Source organism: Gandjariella thermophila (assembly GCF_005405885.1).
Lineage (GTDB): Bacteria > Actinomycetota > Actinomycetes > Mycobacteriales > Pseudonocardiaceae > Gandjariella > Gandjariella thermophila.
This window is the reverse complement of the sequence record NZ_BJFL01000056.1, coordinates 1-18,213: the sequence shown is the minus strand read 5'-3', so window position 1 is coordinate 18,213 and position 18,213 is coordinate 1. Positions and strand designations below refer to the sequence as shown.

Genomic DNA, 18,213 nt, shown 5'->3' with positions numbered 1-18,213 from the left:
CCCACGACCTGCGTCGCGTCATACTCGGACACAAGGGGCCTCCTTCGTCGTGCGTTGACGTGAGAACCCGAGTGTCCGCTCGGGACCACGAGGGACGGAGGCCCCGCCCCTTCATGCCATCAGAGGCGGGAGGGGTCCGCCCGTGAGCGCGGCGGACCGGAATCATCCGCCGATGGGATGGTCATGGAGCCGCGGTCTTGATGTTGGACAACACCAGGGTGGCGAACATGTCCGCGTCCGGACACGGGGCAGTCGCGTTAGCGGCGGAGCGGTTTTCGTACGTGGCGGTGACCACCACTAGGGAGCTGTCGGCCACGCCCACGTTGACGGTGCAGTGGCCGTGTTGCGGGCCGCCGTGGTCGGTGTCGGTGTGCGCGGCGGGGTAGCCGCCGATGGTTGTCGGTTCGAAAAACGGCGGTGGGTGGCGACGCAGGGGGTCCAGACCGCCTGAGGTGGTGTCGGCGTGGGCGGTGAACGATGGTCGGTCGGTTGAGGCGGCTGGCCAGTTGCAGTCCCGGCCGCTGGGTGTGCCGGCGGGCTGATGATGTTGCGCAAGCTGGTCGGGTCGCACCAGGGCGCAGGGCCGACCCGTGTAGCCGGCGACGTCGATGGGGTCGAGTGTGATCCGCGAGGGTGAGGCTGGGCTTGTGTGCGAGCCACCGGAGCAGCCCGCGAGAAGGCCGAGCATGGCGCCTGCGGCGAGTATCGCCCTACGCATCCGTACCACTCCCCAGCCACGGAATCGCCGCGACCGGCCTGCCGCACGGGCCGGCCGCGGCGGCTCGACAACAGCCGACCGTACGGGAGGGCGTGTCACGAACCGGTATGGCCTCCACGCTGGGCGTACGCGACGATCGTGTTGGCGCGGTGGGGGTGAGGCGGAAGTGGCGTGCCAGGTCCCGGGCGCCGTACCGGTGACGGGCCAACACGAAAGCGGTGAACAGTAATTCTGGCGCGGTCTCGGGCATTGCCGCACACAGACCAGCAGGTAGCTGCGCGCGCAGGTCAGCCTCCAGCGCAGCGAGGGTGTGTGCCTTCTCGGCCATGTCGGAAGGGCGGCCACGGTGACGCCGTCGGAACGTCCAGCGCCTCGGCGACACGATTCTCCCCTTGCCTCTCCGTAGGGATGCTTCTGGGCATGAGGCAGGGCAAGCCTGATGCGGTCCCACCGACCGGCCGCCTGCCCGCAATCTTTCTACGGTATGTGACTCGATAGTAACGATAGGTATGCACAGGGGAGGTGGTTCGGTCTCCGCACGGTCTCTCCGCCAGGTCACAGGGCGGGGGTTTCACCTGGGTGGAACGCCCCGTGGGGTTGGCTGGGTGGTTGCTCATCGACGGCTTCGCCAGTCCCGTGTGGTTCGCCCTGTTCGCCGCGGTCGCCGCGGTGGTCGTGGGCTACCTGCTGGTGCAGCGCCGGCGCAAGCGGCACGTGCTGCGGTTCGCCAACCTGGAACTGCTCGACCGGGTGGCGCCCACCCGGCCCGGTTGGCCCCGGCACGTGCCCGCCGCGCTGTTCACCGTCGCGTTCGTGCTGCTCACCATCGGGCTGGCTGGGCCGACCGCGGAGGCGAAGATCCCGCGTAACCGGGCCACCGTGATGCTCACCGTGGACGTCTCGCTGTCCATGGTGGCCACCGACATCCAACCCAGCCGGATCAAGGCGGCGCAGGCTTCGGCGAAGTCCTTTGTGGAGCACATGACCCCCGGGATCAACCTCGGGCTGCTGACCTACGGCGGCGCGGCGACCATCGAGGTGTCGCCGACCACCGAGCGCCGCCCGGTGATGACCGCGATCGACGGCATGAAGCTGCAGCCGTCCACCGCGACCGGGGACGCCATCGCCGCCGCTCTCCAGGCGATCCAGAGCTTCGGCAACGTCATCCCCGGCGGCCCGCCGCCCGCGGTGATCGTGCTGATGAGTGACGGCAAGCAGACGGTGGGCCGGGACGAGTTCGAGATGGCGCAGGAAGCCGCGAAGCAGAAGATCCCGGTCAACACGATCTCGTTCGGTACCGCGGACGGCACGATCGAGCTGGACGGCAAGGAAGTCCCGGTCCCGGTGGACGACGACTCGCTGCACAAGCTGGCCGACATCTCCGGCGGCCAGTTCTTCAAGGCCGACACGAGCGAGAAGCTCCAGCAGGTCTACAACAACCTCGGCGAGGAGATCGGCTACGAGACCACCGAGCGGGACGTGAGCAAGCCGTTCTTCGCGCTCGGCTCGCTGGTCGCGATCACCGCCGCCGGCGCGGCGCTGCTGATCAGCCAGCGCCTGCCCTGACGCGCCGCGGCGCGGCTCGCAGCCACCATCGGTGGTCACCTCGCCGCCTTCAGATCGGGGCGCGGCCGGACCCGCCGCCAAGCGGATACGGCGGCGGGCCGTAGGTGGGGCATGGCTGGGGCGGTCAGGATCGGCCGGACGCTTCCGGCCGGTTGGAGAGTCCTCCGCCTGGGCCGTCGATCGCCGGTGACGGCCCGGATTCCTGGTTGGCGCGTTCGGGCTGCGCGGCGGGTTCGCGGTGGCGCCAGTTGTCCGGCACGGTGGCATCCAGGGTGTCGTCGACGGTGACCACGCCGAGGATCTGGTCGTCCTCGTCTACTACCGGCAGGGTGAGCAGGTTGTAGTCGGACATCAACATGGCGACGGTGATCAGGTCGGCGGGTGGGCTGACGCGGACGGGATCCGGCTCGGCGACCGCGCCCAGTGTGACGGTGGGGTTGGCCTGGACGAGGGCGACGAGGCTGGCCGCGCCGCGCAGCCGTTGCTGGTCGTCCACGGCGTAGATGGTGGTCAGCGCCTCGGGCTGCATGCTGTCGGCGCGCCGGACCTGCTCCAGGACCGCAGCGACCGGGGTGTCGGTGTGGAGGGCGAGATGGTCGAGGGCCATCATGCCGCCGGCGGTGTTGTGCTGGTAGCCGAGCAGGGTGGTGACCTTGACCCGCTGGCCGGCCGGGAGCAGGTCCACGATCGGCTGCCGGCGATCCTGGGGCAGGTCCATCACGGCGTCGGCGGCGTCGTCGGCGCGCATCCGCGCCAGCACCGCGGCGACCTCGGCATCGGTGCGGTCGCGCAGCAGCCGGGACTGCCGATCGTCGTCGAGTTCCTCGAAGACGTCGGCTTCCAGCTCGGGGTCGGTGTGCACCTGCTGCAACAGCTCGCTCTGCTCGTCATGGGAGGCGTCTTCGAGCAGGTCGGCGATCTGCTGCGGCTTCATCCGGCGCAACCGGGCGATCGGGGACCGCAGTAGCGCCGAGGGTTGGTGGCCGATCAGGGCTTCGAAGGCCTTCCAGTCCCGCACCGCGGCGGCCTCGTCGGGCGCGGTGCCGGTCAGGCGTTGCCACGTCCGGTGCCACCAGTGCCTGGGGCGGGTGTCGACGCTGGTGAGTACCCATCCGGCGTCGGTCTCGGTGAGCCGGAGGTCGTAGGCGCGCACCAGCTGGACCGCGGGGATGTCGATCAACCGGTGGCCGAGGATGTCGGCCGAGAGCAGCACCTCACCCGGGCGACGCTCGAACGCACGCAGGTCGACCTTGGCCGAGGACAGTTGGATGGTGTCGCTGTGCCAGTCGATGATCGATGTGCCGGGCAGGAACACCGGGCGGCCGCCGATGTTCGCGACGAGGCCGGTGACTAGGGGGTAGTCCTCGCCTCGCAGGCGCACGATCACGTCGTCCAGTCGGCCGATCTGCTGCCCGCGCGCGCCCACGACGGCGCGGGTCAACAGCACGGCCAGCGACAGTGTCCGTCCCGTCGGCTGTGGAGGCACGCCTGGGGTCGAGTTGTGCGTGGGGACGTGTCGGGCCTGGCCAGGGATGTCCGTCATGGCCTCTCCCTCCCGGGCAATGCCGGTTGACTCCATCATGGACTCTGTCTGTGCCGTGCGCAGCCGTCGAGAGTGGTCAGCGTTGCACGGCGAGCTGGACGACACGGACGACCACCATGCCCACCGCCAGCACCAGATAGGCGCGCAACACCATCAGGCCGAGGCGGCGGCCGACGCTGAGCTGGGGCCGGGCTAGCAGCGACAGCGGGGGCATCCGCCACGTGGCCCGGTCTTCGGCGTCGTGCGGGGCGGCATCGGTGGTGGCCGCCTGCGGGCGCAGCCGCCGGTAGACCGCCAGGAACACCCCGGCCAGGACAGCCAGCGCGGTGCCGCCGCCGAGGATGGCCAGGATCGCGGTGCTGGGCAGGCCGGTGAACACCACGCTGGCGGTCAGCACGATCGACAGCATCACCAGCAGGGCGATCACCGCGGAGGTGAAGATGTTCATCGCCCGGCCGTTGACCCACGGGCCAAGCACCTCGCGGTCGTTGCACAGCAGCAGCAGGAACACCGTCGCCGAGGGCAGCAGCACCCCGGCCAGGGTCTGCACCCCCTCGGTCAGCAGACCGAGCGGGCTGCCGGGGGTCACGACGATGATCGCGGCGACGAGCAGCAGCCCGGCGAAGATCGCGTAGAAGCCCTTGGCCTCCTTCGGGCTGCGGTGCAGTGAGTGGCGCAGGCCCAGGACGTCTCCGATGGCGTACGCGGTGGCCAACCCGACCGCGGAGGCGCCGATGATGCTGGCGTCGATCAACGCCAGCGCGAACAGCACCCCGGCGGTGCGGTTCACGTAGGTGCCCAGGCCGGTGGCGATACCGCCGGCGTCGGTGAAGTTGCCGGCTTCCGGGTGCCCGGCGAACGCGGCGGTGCTGAACGCCATCATGGCCCCGGCGCCGAGGATCACGATGACGATACCGAGCCACAGATCGGCCTTTTCGTAGCGGATGAACCGCGGGGTGATGCGCTTGTCGATGATGTAGGACTGCTGGAAGAACAACTGCCACGGGGCCACCGTGGTACCCACGATCGCAATGATCAGCAACATCACGGTGGACAGCTCCGACCCGCCGCCGGGCAGGCCGGGCACCACGAAGTCGTGGCCGATCTGGGCCAGCGGCGGGTGCGCCATCACCACGATCGGCACCAGCAGCAGGCTCCCGGCCACCAGCGCCAGGCAGACCTGTTCAAAGCGGCGGAAGCTGCCCGTGCTGGCCGCGAGGATCACCACCACCGCCGCCAGCAGCACCCCGGGAACCTTGGGCAAGCCCAGATAGGACAGTCCCAGGCTGATCCCGATGAACTCGGTGATGATCGTCAGCGCGTTGAGCAGGAACAAATCAATCACGCTGAACGCGCCCCAGAACTTGCCGAAGCGCTCCAGGATCAGCCGGGCATGGCCGACGCCGGTGACCGCGCCCAGGCGCACGACCATCTCCTGGTTGACATACAGCACCGGCACCAGCAGCAGCAGCGTCCACAACAGACGCGTGCCGTAGTTCTGCCCGGCCTGGGTGTAGGTACCGAACGCGCCGGCGTCGTTGTCGCCGACCATGACGATCAAACCGGGGCCGACGATCGCCACCAACGTCTTGAGCCTGACTCTCAGGCCGCGCCGGGCGCCGACATCACCGTGGCGGATGGTGCCGAACGCGCCGTGGATGTCGCCGACGTGCGCCTCGTCCAGCGTCGCACCCCGGCCCGGTCGCGTGCGGGCGTGCGTGGCGTGGGTAGTCACCGGATTCGTCCCTTCCAACAGCGGAGCGACCGGGGTCGGCCGGTCGTCCGCGCGGGTGCGTGCGTGTCGATCCACCCGGGCCTGCCGGAGCAGGGCAGGTCGTCAGTGCTGCGTGTGGTCAGTGGCGCGGCAGTGCTGGTGCGGCGGGCGGCCGCCCAACACGGCGGTCATCGTCATCGGCGCTGGCGCCAGCTCGCCGCCGGCCCGCAGCAGGTCGGCCCCGCCCGCACGACCGCCGAGCGTGACGGGAGCGAGCGTGCTCAGGCGCAGCGCGGAGGTCCGCATGCGCATGACTCGAACAAGGGCGTGCAGCATCGCGGGTCATCCCCTCGAAACGGGCGCCCGCGATCAGCTCACGATCGCGCGAGGATGTCGCGCCGGGAGGGCAGCAACCTCAGCCGCGGCTGGCGGGCGCATGGTGAACAGGAGCATCCGAACGGCGACTGTGATAATCGTCGGTACTCATCGCTCACCTCCCCGCTGCCGGGCACGCGCAGTGCGACGCGGTCAACTCCACGCAGCGAGTGGCACCCAGCTCGCGAAAACACCGCGGCGGGCTCGGGCACCTCCTCGTCAGAGCTTTGACACTGCACGGCGTACCCCCACCGTGCGGCGGGGAAGCCACCTCGGGTCACCCCTTAGGCCGGGGAGACCTGTCCTGGCCCGGGGCGTCTCTCGACGTTGGGGACCAGTGGCCTGTGTCCGTGCAGACGCCTCACCGAACGAGGTGCTGCGCTTCCCAGGCTAGCCCACCCGAGCGAACAGTCAAACGCTTGGGCAACCGATGAAATGTAGATCACGCCGCGGTCGCCGGCCATGCACCAGCCCACGAGGGAGCGGGCGCACGTCCAGAAACCGCCGCCTGACTCTCGGTGAGTGCGCCGACGCCCCGCAAGCTCCTGGCCCACCGTGTGCCCTCCCGGTGCGACGTGCTCAGGCGCCTTGGGATCGCCGCCGGGGGGACGTGACATCGCGGCGGTCGTGATGGTGGGCGACGGTCAGCTGAACGATCTCGATCACGTGGGGGTTGTCGGCCAGGTAGATCTGGTGTTTGCCCGCGCGGCGGGCGCGCACCAGGCCGGCGAGTTTGAGTTTGCTCAGGTGGTGGCTGACGGTGGCAACGGATTGTCCGACCTCGGCAGCCAGTGTGCCGACGTCGCGTTCGCCGGTGCCGAGCAGCCAGAGAATGTGCAGCCGGACGGGAGCCGCGAGCATGCCGAAGGTGGCCGCGGCGTCCTGCAGCACCTCGGGCTGCGGTCCGACGGAAGGAGGTTGCGGTGGGTCGGGAGGGGCCACGCATCGTCCTTTCGTCGAGAGTGTTCCTCAGCGTCACCCAAACCTCCATACTTGCACAAGCATTTGACTGTGGAGGTGGGGGCGGGTGTACTGGGACTGGCCGCCACCGGGTGTGGCGTGTCAGGTGTGGAGGGAGGTGAGCCGGGTGACCGGCGAGGGAAGTAGTCGCCACGGCCATGCGGCGGGCACCCGGCCGCGGCTGGGAGGGCGGGGGTAAGGCCCCCGCGGCGGTCCGCGTGGTGTTGCTCGTCCATCACGACCGATGCCTTCACTGACAGGGACCGCCCAATGTTTGGAACCTCTTCGACGCTCGCGGCGCGGGGACGCGGCGAGGACAGCCAGGTCGATGCGCGGCTGCGAGAGTTGGCGGATGCTCCCGCCTTGTCGGTGTACCGGTTGCTGGCCAGCTCACCGAAGGGCTTGACCGAGGTTGAGGCGGCTGATCGGTTGCGCCGATACGGCGACAACACGATCGACATCGGCCTGGGCGCGGGAGTGCTGCCCCGCGCGGGTGCTGCGCTGCGCAGCCCGTTCGTGGCGTTGCTGTCCGCGCTGGGTGGGGTGTTCGTCGCGGTCGGCGACGCGCGGGGCGCGGTGACCGTGGCCGTGATGGTGGTGCTGTCCATCGCACTGCGGTTTTGGCAGCACACCCGCTCCGACCGCGCCGTGCGGGCCCTGCAGGCCCAGGTGCGCACCACGGTGACGGTGCGGCGCCGCGCCGAGGCGGGCCATGCGCCGGTGGAGCGTGAGGTGCCGCTGGAGGACGTGGTGCCCGGTGACGTGGTGCTGCTGGCCCCCGGCGACGTGGTACCCGCCGACGTGCGCGTGGTGGCGGCCACCGATCTCGTGGTCGACCAAGCGGTGCTCTTCGGCGAGACACTGCCGGTGAGCAAGCAGCCCCCGCCTGCGGCGACACCGCGTCGGTCCCAGGGCCGGCACGGGCGGTCCGCGCGTGGGCTCGGAGACGCTCCGTCGCTGTGCCTGGCCGGCACCTCGGTGGCGGCCGGTACCGCCACCGTAGTCGTGATCGCCACGGGCGGCAACACCTATTCCGGGTCGCTGGCCCGGCAGACCAGCGGGCAGCGACCGGAGTCCAGCTTCGACCGCGGGGTCCGCACGGTCGGCTGGACGTTGATCCGGTTCATGCTCGTGATGGTCCCGATCGTGCTGGCCGTCAACGGCACGGTCACCGGGAACTGGGCCCAGGCGACGCTGTTCGCCGCGGCGGTCGCGGTCGGGTTGACCCCGGAAATGCTGCCGGTGATCGTCACGACCAACCTCGCCCGAGGCGCCCAGCAGCTCGCACGCGCGAAGGTGATCGTCACCCGGCTCAACGCGATCCAGGACCTCGGCGCGATGGACGTGCTGTGTGTGGACAAGACCGGCACGCTGACCGAGGACCGGGTGGTCTATGCCCACAGCATCGACGTCATGGGCCGGCCGGACGGGGAGGCCGCCGAGTACGCCTATCTCGGGGTGCACTTCCAAGCCTTCCCGCACAACCGGCTGGACGAGGCGATCGCCGCCCAACTCGCCGAGGACGAGGACGACCTGCTCACCGAGGCGCTGTTCACACAGGTCGACGAGATCGGCTTCGACCATGCCCGCCGTCGTGCCACGGTGGTCGTGCGCCGCCAGGAAGGCGAGCACATCCTGATCACCAAGGGCGACCCGGACGAGATTCTGTCCCGCTGCAGCCACGCCCGCCGCGACGGTGACATCGTGGAACTGGACCAGGGGCAGCGGCTGCAGGCCGCCGATCTGGTGCGTGCCCACGCGGAGCACGGCATGCGCCTGCTGGCCGTGGCCGCGGGGCAGCGGCCCGCCCGACCCGGCCGGTACACCGAGGACGACGAGACCGGCTTGGTGCTGGTCGGGTTCGTCGGATTCGTCGACCCGATCCGGGGCAGCGCAGACGAGGCCGTGGCCAGTTTGGCCGAACACGGCGTGGCGGTCACCATCCTCACCGGCGACAACCAGCACGCGGCCGCCCGCGCCGCGGCGCACGTCGGTGTACGGGTGGGCCAGATCGTGCTCGGCACCGACATCGATGCCGCCGACGACGAGGACGTGCGCCGGTTGGTGGAGCGCACCACGGTGTTCGCCAAGGTGACTCCGGCGCACAAGGCCCGCATCGTGGCCGCCCTGCGCGCTGGTGGGCGGGCCGTCGGGTTCATCGGTGACGGCGTCAACGACGGACCAGCGCTGCGCATTGCCGATGTGGGCATCGCCCCGGACACCGCGACCGCGGTGGCCAAGCAGGCCGCCGATCTGATCCTGACCGACTCCGACCTCGCGGTCGTGGCGCGCGGGGTGATCGAGGGCCGCCGCACGCTGGGCAACACGCTGAAGTACGTCAAGATCACGGCCAGCTCCAATTTCGGCAACGTGCTCACCGTGCTCGCCGCCAGCGTGTTCCTGCCGTTTCTGCCGATGCTGCCGATCCAGTTGATGGTGCAGAACCTGCTGTATGACGCCGCCCAACTCGCCCTGCCCTGGGACCGGGTCGACCGGGCCTATCTGCGCGCACCGCGCCGCTGGGACACCGGCGGCCTGGCCGGGTTCATGCTGGTGTTCGGACCGTTGAGCTCGGTGTTCGACCTGGCCACCTTCGCGATCCTGTGGTGGCTCTTCCACGCTGGCCACAACCCGGCGCTGTTCCAGACCGGATGGTTCGTCGAGGGTTTGCTCTCCCAACTGCTGATCGTGCTCGTCCTGCGCAGCCGCGGCACACTTTGGCGCGGCGCGGGACCGTCCCGGGCCGTCCTGGTGGCGGCCGCTCTCGCGGCGGGTGCCGGCCTGGCGCTGCCCGTCACGCCGCTGGCCGGGCCGTTGCATCTGCACCCGCTGCCCGCGATCTACCTGCTCTGGCTCGCGCTGGCGTTGGCCGTCTACGGCTTCACCGCGCAGCGGGCCAAGTCCCGGTACCTGCGACATCACCGCACCTGGTTGTAACGGGATTTGGGGCACGCCACCGACAGGCGAAGGGCGAACACCGATGGCCACGCTGGAAATGCTGCTGCGCCTCGCGGCCGGGACCGGGCTCGGCGCCGTGATCGGATTCGAGCGCCAGTACCGCGCCCGCATGGCGGGGTTGCGCACCAACGCGCTGGTCGCCGCCGGCGCAACGCTGTTCGTGCTGCTGTCCGCCCACGGGTTTTCCGGCGCCACCGCCGACCCGACCCGGGTCGCCGCACAGATCGTCTCCGGCATCGGATTCCTCGGCGCCGGGGTGATCCTGCGCGAGGGCCTGACCGTCCGCGGACTCAACACCGCCGCCACCCTGTGGTGCTCGGCCGCCGTCGGGGCACTGGCCGGGGCCGGACTCTACGACATCGCAGCAGCAGGCACGGCCGTCGTCGTGGCGGTCAACATCGTGCTCCGTCCGCTCGGCCGCGCCGTAGACCGCCGTCCCAACACCGGCCGGGAGACCCCCGCCACCTACACCTTTCAGACCGTCACCAAGGACGACGCGGAAGCGCATGTGCGGACCCTGCTCGTGCAAGACCTCTCCCGCACCGACTTCGCCCTGCAGGCAATCGAGAGCAGCAACGCCGACGCCGAGGGATTCGTGGAGGTGCGAGCCGCGCTGACCGCCGAGCAACGCGACGACAAACAGATGGAACTCGCCGTCAGCCGCCTGTCCCTCGAACCCTCGGTGACCAGCGTCCGCTGGCAAGTCGACACCCCCAACCCCGACCGCGACACCGAAGACAGGTAACCCCGCATGTCCCTGCTACGCACCTTTCCCACCCGCGGCGCGCTAGCCCGCCCCGGCCACACCGCCGCCGACATGCTCGTGTTCCTCGGCGCCGCCGCGCTGCTGTGGCTGCTGGTCCGCCTCGCGCACGGCATCACCGTGCCCTGGACACCGCAAACCGCACCGTCCACCGTGTCCACCGATCCCCGCGAACTCCCCTACTACGCGGCGCGGTCCCTGCTGCGGATGTTCGCCGCGCTGGCGCTGTCGATCGTGTTCACCTTCGTCTACGCCACCGCAGCCGCGCGGCTGCGGCGAGCGGAGAAGGTGCTCCTCCCCGCCCTGGACATCCTTCAGTCAGTGCCCATCCTCGGCTTCCTCTCGGTGACCATCACCGGGTTCATCGCCCTTTTCCCCGGCTCCGAGCTCGGTTTAGAGTGCGCAGCGATCTTCGCGATCTTCACCTCCCAGGCGTGGAACATGACCTTCGCCTTCTACCACTCCCTGACCTCCCAACCCCGCGAGCTCGACGAGGCCGCCCGACTACTGCGCCTGTCGCGATGGCAGCGGTTCTGGCGCCTGGACGTGCCCAGCGGCATGATCCCCCTGGTCTGGAACGGCATGATGAGCTTCGGCGGCGGATGGTTCTTCCTCACCGCCTCCGAAGCGTTGAGCGTCAACCAGCATGACTACGCCCTGCCCGGCATCGGCGCCTACGTCGCCACCGCCAGCGCGGGCGGCGAACTCGACCGAGTGCTGCTGGCCATCGCCGTGATGATCGTCATGGTGGTCGGCGTCAACGTGGCCTTCTGGCGACCGCTCACCGCCTGGGCCGAACGCTTCCGCGTCGAATACTCCGAAGCCACCCAAGCACCCCGCAGCATCACCCTCGACCTGCTCCGCCGCTCCCGCATCCCCACCCTGCTCAGCCAGATCGCCGCGCCGCTGGTGTACCCCCTCGACCGGGCCATGGCGGTGTTCGGGCTGGCCGAGTACCCCCTACGCACCTCACCCCTGCGCCGCCGGACCGGGGACATCACCTTCGCGGTGGCCATCCTGGCGTTAATCGCCTACGGCCTGGTCCGGATGGTCACCTTCATCGCCGACACCGCCGGGTTCGGCGAGGTCGGCCATGCCCTGTTCCTCGGCCTGATCACCTTCGGCCGAGTCATCGCCCTGGTCACCGTCGCCACCATGATCTGGGTACCCGTCGGGGTATGGATCGGCCTCAACCCGAAGGTCTCCCGGCTGGCCCAGCCAGTGGTGCAGGTACTCGCCTCCTTCCCAGCGAACTTCCTCTTCCCCCTGATCACCGCCGTGCTGGTCGCAACCGGGATCTCCCTGAACTGGGGCGGCATCCTCCTCATGGCCCTGGGCGCACAGTGGTACATCCTGTTCAACGTCATCGCCGGCGCCTCGGCCATCCCCAACGACCTCCGCGAAGCCGCCACCAACCTCCAGCTGACCCGAACACTGTGGTGGCGCAAGCTGATCCTGCCCGCGATCTTTCCCAGCTACGTCACCGGCGGCATCACCGCCGCCGGCGGCGCCTGGAACGCCTCCATCGTCGCCGAGATCGTCTCCTACAACGGCACCACCCTCACCGCCACCGGGCTCGGCGCCTACATCCACGACGCCACCAGCACCGGCAACGCCGCCCACATCCTCATCGGCGTCGCCGTGATGAGCCTCTACGTCGTCGGCCTCAACCGCCTGTTCTGGCGCCGCCTCTACGCCCTGGCCGAACGCCGCTTCTCCCTGTCCTGACCCGATACCGCCCTGGAGGCTTCCATGACCCGCGGCGACGTGCTCGTCAGCGTCGACAACCTCAGCAAGAGCTTCACCGGCGCAGAAGGCCACGAACTGCGTGTCCTCCACAACATCAGCCTCGACCTGCGCGCCGGTGAAATCGTCGCCCTGCTCGGCCGCTCCGGCTCGGGCAAGTCCACCCTGCTGCGCACCATCGCCGGGCTCATCGCCCCCACCACCGGCAGCGTCCGCTACCGCGGCACCGAACTCAACGGCGCCAACCCCGGCACCGCCATGGTCTTCCAAACCTTCGCCCTCATGCCCTGGCTCACCGTGCAGGACAACGTCGAACTCGGCCTCGCCGCCCGCGGCATCCCCCCGACCCAACGCCGCGAACGCGCCCTGAACGCCATCGACCTCATCGGCCTGGACGGGTTCGAATCCGCCTACCCCAAAGAACTCTCCGGCGGCATGCGCCAACGCGTCGGCTTCGCCCGCGCCCTCGTCCTCGAACCCGACCTACTGCTCATGGACGAACCCTTCTCCGCCCTCGACGTCCTCACCGCCGAAAACCTCCGCACCGAACTCATGGCCCTCTGGCAGCAGGACAACTTCCCCACCAAGGCCATCTGCATCGTCACCCACAACATCGAAGAAGCCGTCCTGCTCGCCGACCGCGTCCTCGTCCTCGGCGCCAACCCCGGCCACATCCGCGCCGAAGTCCCCATCGACCTCGCCCAGCCCCGCGACCGGAAATCCACCGCGTTCGCCACCCTGGTGGACCGGCTCTACGCCCTGCTCACCGGCCGCGAACCCGGCACGGCCGAGCCCGAACCCACCGAAGCCACCCCCACCGCCCGGCCACTCCCCGCCGCCTCCGTGGGCGGCCTCGCCGGCCTGGTCGAAATCGTCTACGCCAAAGGCGGCCAAGCCGACCTCCCCGAGGTCGCCGCCGACCTCAACTTCGAAATCGACGACCTGCTGCCACTGGTCGACGCCGCGGCCATGCTCGACTTCCTGCACGTCGCCGCCGGCGACGTGACACTCACCCCGACCGGCAAAGAGTTCACCACCGCCGACATCCAGCGCAGCAAACAGATCTTCGCCGAACAGGCCCGCCACCGCGCGCCGCTCGTCCGCACCATCTGCACCGCCCTGGCCAGCAGCGCCGCCGGCAACCTCCGCGCCGGGTTCTTCCTCGACCTCCTCCGCCGCGGCTTCTCCGCCCAAGACGCCCAGCACCAGCTCGACACCGCCATCGACTGGGGCCGCTACGCCGAACTGTTCGACTACGACACCGACACCGACCAAATCACCGCCGACCCCAACGCCGGCCTCCACCCCGCCGTGCAAAACGAATCCGTCACAGCGTCACTCGACACCGAGTAGTGGGTCGTTGTCCGGTCGGCCTGCAGCGGTGGTCACCGACAAGCTCGACCCGTGACCCTGGCCGATCGCCATTCGCTGGACGGCCCCACGGCAGGAAGACGGCGCAGGCCGACGCCGCCACTCCGCCAGATCCACATTCCTACACTTGCGCGAGCATTTGACTGTTCGTGGCGTTCTGTCTAGGGTGGTGGGTGCAGCACCTCGTTCGGTGAGGCGTCTAACGGACACAAGCCACTGACCCCAACGTCGAGAGACGCCCCGGGTCAGGACAGGTCTCCCCGGCCTAAGGGGTGACCCCAAGTGGCTACCCACAGCCCCAGAGCGGGCAAGGGATTACGCCGTGGAGTGCCAAAACTCTAACGAGAGGGGTGCCCGCCCCTTCGCGGAGGCGGGCTCTCCGGGCCAGCGGAAACGACGCCATCGACGGCGTCCCGGCCGCGAGGGAGGTGAGCGAGATGAGTCCGAGTCACAGTCGGGACACGGTTCCCGATCCCGCGCCCACCCGTCCCCGCCTGAACACGGCCGGTTGATTCGTTGTGCGGCACGACGCCGCCCGCAGCTTTTCCTCCGCGCGCGGAGGCTGCCACCCGTGCCCATCGGGGTGACCTGCCGTGATTCGGGCTGCCCTGCAAGGAGGCCCGACGTGCTGTTCGAACCGATCCGCACACTGCCCACCGACACCCAGCGTCGACCGCTGGGCCTGCCCGTCGAGCCGGTCGCCCAAACGATCATCGCAGCCGCCGAAACGACCGTACGCCTGCTCGAGCCCAACACACTCAGCCGCGTTCTCCGTGACGCCGCGCCGATGCTGCTTCCCCTCCTTGCCGACGCGATCGGTCTGGGGCCGGCACGCCAGCTCCTGCAGGCCAGCCTCATCCTTGCCGAGCACACTGGCCGAGAACCACAGCCGAACCCTGCCGGAGTTCACCGGCAGCCTCGTGCCCTGGCCCCGCGGCGGGAAGACGACCCGCACCGCGTTTTCTCGGGCGCGGCATCGACGGAGGTGCCCGACAGGGCAGCGGTCATGCGTGCGCAACGTCGGCCCACGACGGGCAACTCCCGCGCGCCACGCCCGGGGACACGCCGCGCTGACCAGGCAGCACCGCCGGGGTCCAGGCCCCCTCCGGGACCAACGACCGCGAGCACCTGCCGCAGTCAGCCCTTCCGGTTATCGACGCGCGCGGAGCCGGCCGGGTAGCTGGAGAAGTTCACCCTGATCGGCCCGACGAGCGGGCCGATCACCCGTCCACGCTGGTGGGACATCTCCCCGCGGTTCATCCTCAGGTGAAACTGCCCGCGATCATCAACCCCGGTTGCGGCGCGTAGACATCGCCGTCACCGGATGATCGTCAAGAGCTCAACGCCACCCAGGACACGCCGTGCTGGATGTGCTATGCGTGAACAATACTGGTCCCCTCACCGAGGACCGCATCGCATACGCCCACAGCATCGACCCGACCGGCGCCCTCGACAGCGCGGCCGCCGAGCACATCTCCCTCGCCAGCCACCTCAAGGACCTCCCCGCGAAGAAAATATGCCGAGTCATCCTCCGACCACGGTCTCGCGCCTCTACACCTCGATGTGCGAGCCCATGACGACCGTGCGGTCACGTGGGAGGCCGAAGTACTCCGCAGCGTCAGCGGTGATGTAGGAGGTGGCGATGAACAACCGCTTGCGCCAGCGCGCCATCGTCGGCGCGGATCCGCACCGAAGCTCGATCTTCGACAGAACGTAGGACGCCTGGTCCAACTGCAGCCGCCCCTCCGTCGCCGCGGGGTCCAGCGTCGCCAACGCGCCGGGCACGTCCGGTGTCTCCATGTAACCGAACCGGGCGGTGACGTGGGTGATCCCGTCGTCGGCATAGCCGAGGTCATCGACGACGATCCGCTCGCGGGCCGGGACGCGGGGCACCGGCTCGGTCTCGATCGACATGATCACGACGCGCTCGTGCCGCACATGGTTGTGCTCGACGTTGGCCCGCATCGCCAGCGGCGCCGTCTGCTTGCCCCGGTTGAGGAAAATCGCGGTGCCATGGACACATCGCGTTGACGGCTTCCCGTTGCGCAGATGGTCAACGAATTCGCGCAGCGACCCCTCCAGCCGCCTGCGCTCCGCGGTGACGATCTCGCGGCCCCGTTCCCAGGTGGTCATGACGGTGTAGGCGGCCAGGCCGATCAGCAGCGGCAGCCAGGCGCCGTGGATCAGTTTGGTCAGATTGGCCGCGACGAACAGCAGATCCACCACCAGCAGCACGGTCGCACCGATGCCGACCAGCCACAGCGGCGCGCCCCACCGCCAGCGGGCGATGAAGAAGAACAACAGGGTCGTGATGGTGATCGTCCCGGTCACCGCCATGCCGAAGGCGAAGGCCAGCGCCGTCGAGCTGCGGAACGCGAACACCAGGGTGAGCACCGAGACCATCAGCAGCCAGTTGATCCACGGCACGTAGACCTGGCCGATCGTGGACTCCGAGGTGTGCGCAATCCGCAGCCGGGGCAGGTAGCCGAGTTGGGCGGCCTGAGACGCGACCGAGTACGCGCCGGTGATCACCGCCTGGGAGGCGATCACCGTCGCCGCCGTGGCCAGCAAGATCATCGGCACGCGCCCCCACCCGGGCACGAGCAGGAAGAACGGGCTGCTGACGTTGCTCGGATTGTCGAGGATCAGCGCACCCTGCCCCAGATAGCTGAGAATGCACGCCGGGAACACCAGGATCAACCAGGCTCGGGTGATCGACCGGCGGCCGAAATGCCCCATGTCGGCATACAGCGCCTCAGCGCCGGTGACCGCGAGCACGACCGCGGCCAGCGCGAAGAAGGCGGTACCGAAATGGCCGACCAGAAAGCCCAGCGCGTAGGTCGGCGACAGCGCCTTGAGAATCTCCGGACGGTCGACGATGCCGGCCACCCCGCATACGCCGATGGCCACGAACCACATGATCATTACCGGTCCGAACAGTCGTCCAACCGCTTCGGTGCCCCTGCGCTGCACCACGATGATCACCGCGGTGATCGGCACGATCAGCTCGTCCAGCGACGGTTGGACGACCTTGAGCCCCTCGACCGCGGACAGCACCGAGATCGCTGGCGTGATCATGCTGTCCCCGAAGAAGAGGGAGGCGCCGAAGATGCCCAGCGCCGCCAGCACGAGCGCCGCCCGCCGGCCCCGCTGGCCGCGCCAGCGCCGCAGCAGCGTGATCAGCGCCATGATGCCGCCCTCGCCGTCGTTGTCGGCACGCATCGCCAGCAGCACGTAGGTGACCGTGACGATGACGACCACCGACCAGAACACCAGCGACACCACCCCGAACACGTTCTCCGTGCTCACCGGGACCGGATGCGGATCACTCGGGTTGAACACCGTCTGCAGCGTGTAGATCGGGCTGGTCCCGATGTCGCCGAACACCACGCCGAGCGCACCGACCACCAACGCAAGGCGCACCGTGTCATGCGCGCCGCGACCGTGGCCCACCGATGACCCCGACGCGGACCTCTCCGACGTCGTCACCTGCTGCCGATTGGTCACGGCGATCCTCCTCAGCGCGGGCGGCTACGGGACTGGATGCCCGGCGCATCTCGCCGGACAATACCGACCCGTACGCAGCCCCCGGCACGCACGCGGCCGCACGGCCATCAAGATCGACGTCGGCCGTCTGCATCCGCGGACCGTTGGTGTTGAGCGGTCACGCCTGCGGTAGCAGCAGAAGGTCGCCGCAGCTGGACCGCCGGAGCGGACCGGCCACTCCCTGCTCGGCCTAAGCGGTCACCAACGCCGCCGGACGCGGCTGACGGCGACTCCGCACGACCCGCGCCAAGGTACGGGCGCGCCGCGACCCGACACGGAGTTCGCGGCGCAAGGTCTCCGCCGAGATCGGGCGCCGGTGTCTCTCCCAGTGCTCCGCGTCCAAGCGACACGCATCGACGACCAATGGGTCGTCTTCGGTGCCAGCCCACGCCTCCGCATTCTTCCGGTCACCGCTCTGACCAGCAACGTTGTTCAAAGCCGTGCGCGACGTTGTCGCCTCGCGGTGCTCCCCATCCGGCCACCAGACGCCTGCACCGACCTGGGCATGTTCCACACCTGGCTGGTCGACCTCCTGGACAGCCTTCAGCAAGCTGGGCCCGACCTCGGCCCAGCCGATCAACAGCAGTGGTCCGACCGCATCGAAGGCTGCCTTCCCGAACTGGCCCGCGCAGATCGGCTCCGCCACGTTCAAGGCCAGCGTTACCGTGCTCGCAAACGTCAACAAGCGCTGCGCTGGACGCAACTGCTCGGGCGACGCTCCGTACAGAGCGAGGTACCGCGTTCCCACCAACAACCCGAGCACAGACAGATCAACAGCGGGAGCCACCAACGGCGCCACATACGCCGGCACCCCCAGCCGCAGGCCCAGCGTCTTGTTGACTGAACTAAATTCGGCGTTTGTGCAGGTCATAAAGGTTTCCGGGCGGCGTGCCGATAGGCATGCGTGATCGTTTCTGGAGACCAGTCGCGGGATGTCGGCTCGTTGGTGGTGC

The 18,213-nt window shown here is 69.3% G+C and carries 12 protein-coding genes and 2 riboswitches; of the genes, 5 read left to right on the top strand and 7 right to left on the bottom strand.

Going from position 1 to position 18,213, the window contains the following annotated elements; translation table 11 throughout:
* Positions 1-181 precede the first annotated feature (181 nt).
* On the bottom strand, positions 182-688 hold the full coding sequence (locus tag FFT21_RS26795) for a DUF3558 domain-containing protein (protein ID WP_192909773.1): 507 nt from the start codon (positions 686-688) through the stop codon (positions 182-184).
* A gap of 639 nt (positions 689-1,327) precedes the next feature.
* On the opposite strand from FFT21_RS26795, the gene FFT21_RS26790 reads away from it, so the two are divergent.
* A complete protein-coding gene (locus FFT21_RS26790) occupies positions 1,328-2,284 on the top strand; it encodes a VWA domain-containing protein (protein ID WP_137816707.1) in 957 nt (318 codons plus the stop codon).
* Between the two features lie 124 nt (positions 2,285-2,408).
* Here FFT21_RS26790 and FFT21_RS26785 read toward each other — a convergent pair whose 3' ends face one another.
* The 4 genes from FFT21_RS26785 to FFT21_RS26770 form a co-directional block, all read right to left on the bottom strand.
* Positions 2,409-3,827 (bottom strand): magnesium transporter MgtE N-terminal domain-containing protein, encoded by a 1,419-nt coding sequence (locus FFT21_RS26785; RefSeq protein WP_137816704.1) that lies wholly within the window; start codon positions 3,825-3,827, stop codon positions 2,409-2,411.
* A 76-nt stretch (positions 3,828-3,903) separates the two neighbouring features.
* Positions 3,904-5,562, bottom strand: a complete 1,659-nt coding sequence (locus FFT21_RS26780) for an NRAMP family divalent metal transporter (protein WP_137816703.1) — start codon at positions 5,560-5,562, stop codon at positions 3,904-3,906.
* Between the two features lie 102 nt (positions 5,563-5,664).
* Complete coding sequence (locus FFT21_RS26775; RefSeq protein WP_137816702.1) at positions 5,665-5,847, bottom strand: hypothetical protein; 183 nt, start codon at positions 5,845-5,847, stop codon at positions 5,665-5,667.
* A gap of 274 nt (positions 5,848-6,121) precedes the next feature.
* A riboswitch (M-box (ykoK) riboswitch) is annotated at positions 6,122-6,296 on the bottom strand.
* Between the two features lie 199 nt (positions 6,297-6,495).
* Positions 6,496-6,807 carry an ArsR/SmtB family transcription factor gene (locus FFT21_RS26770; protein ID WP_225978796.1) on the bottom strand — a complete coding sequence of 104 codons (312 nt, stop codon included), beginning with the start codon at positions 6,805-6,807 and terminating at the stop codon, positions 6,496-6,498.
* Between the two features lie 339 nt (positions 6,808-7,146).
* Between FFT21_RS26770 and mgtA the strand changes: the two genes are divergently transcribed.
* From mgtA to FFT21_RS26750, 4 genes are read left to right on the top strand one after another with little or no spacing between them, the layout of a single operon-like run.
* A complete protein-coding gene (gene mgtA, locus FFT21_RS26765) occupies positions 7,147-9,813 on the top strand; it encodes a magnesium-translocating P-type ATPase (protein ID WP_137816701.1) in 2,667 nt (888 codons plus the stop codon).
* Between the two features lie 43 nt (positions 9,814-9,856).
* Entirely contained in the window at positions 9,857-10,579 is a 723-nt protein-coding gene (locus tag FFT21_RS26760; RefSeq protein ID WP_137816700.1) for an MgtC/SapB family protein, read from the top strand.
* Between the two features lie 6 nt (positions 10,580-10,585).
* A complete protein-coding gene (locus FFT21_RS26755) occupies positions 10,586-12,325 on the top strand; it encodes an ABC transporter permease (protein ID WP_137816699.1) in 1,740 nt (579 codons plus the stop codon).
* Positions 12,326-12,349: 24 nt separating this feature from the next.
* Positions 12,350-13,696 (top strand): ABC transporter ATP-binding protein, encoded by a 1,347-nt coding sequence (locus FFT21_RS26750; protein WP_137816698.1) that lies wholly within the window; start codon positions 12,350-12,352, stop codon positions 13,694-13,696.
* A gap of 193 nt (positions 13,697-13,889) precedes the next feature.
* A riboswitch (M-box (ykoK) riboswitch) is annotated at positions 13,890-14,071 on the top strand.
* Between the two features lie 1,194 nt (positions 14,072-15,265).
* On the opposite strand, the gene FFT21_RS26745 is transcribed toward FFT21_RS26750, so the two are convergent.
* On the bottom strand, positions 15,266-17,137 hold the full coding sequence (locus FFT21_RS26745) for a potassium transporter Kup (protein ID WP_225978795.1): 1,872 nt from the start codon (positions 17,135-17,137) through the stop codon (positions 15,266-15,268).
* A gap of 313 nt (positions 17,138-17,450) precedes the next feature.
* Complete coding sequence (locus tag FFT21_RS26740) at positions 17,451-18,131, bottom strand: hypothetical protein (RefSeq protein WP_137816696.1); 681 nt, start codon at positions 18,129-18,131, stop codon at positions 17,451-17,453.
* Positions 18,132-18,213 lie beyond the last annotated feature (82 nt).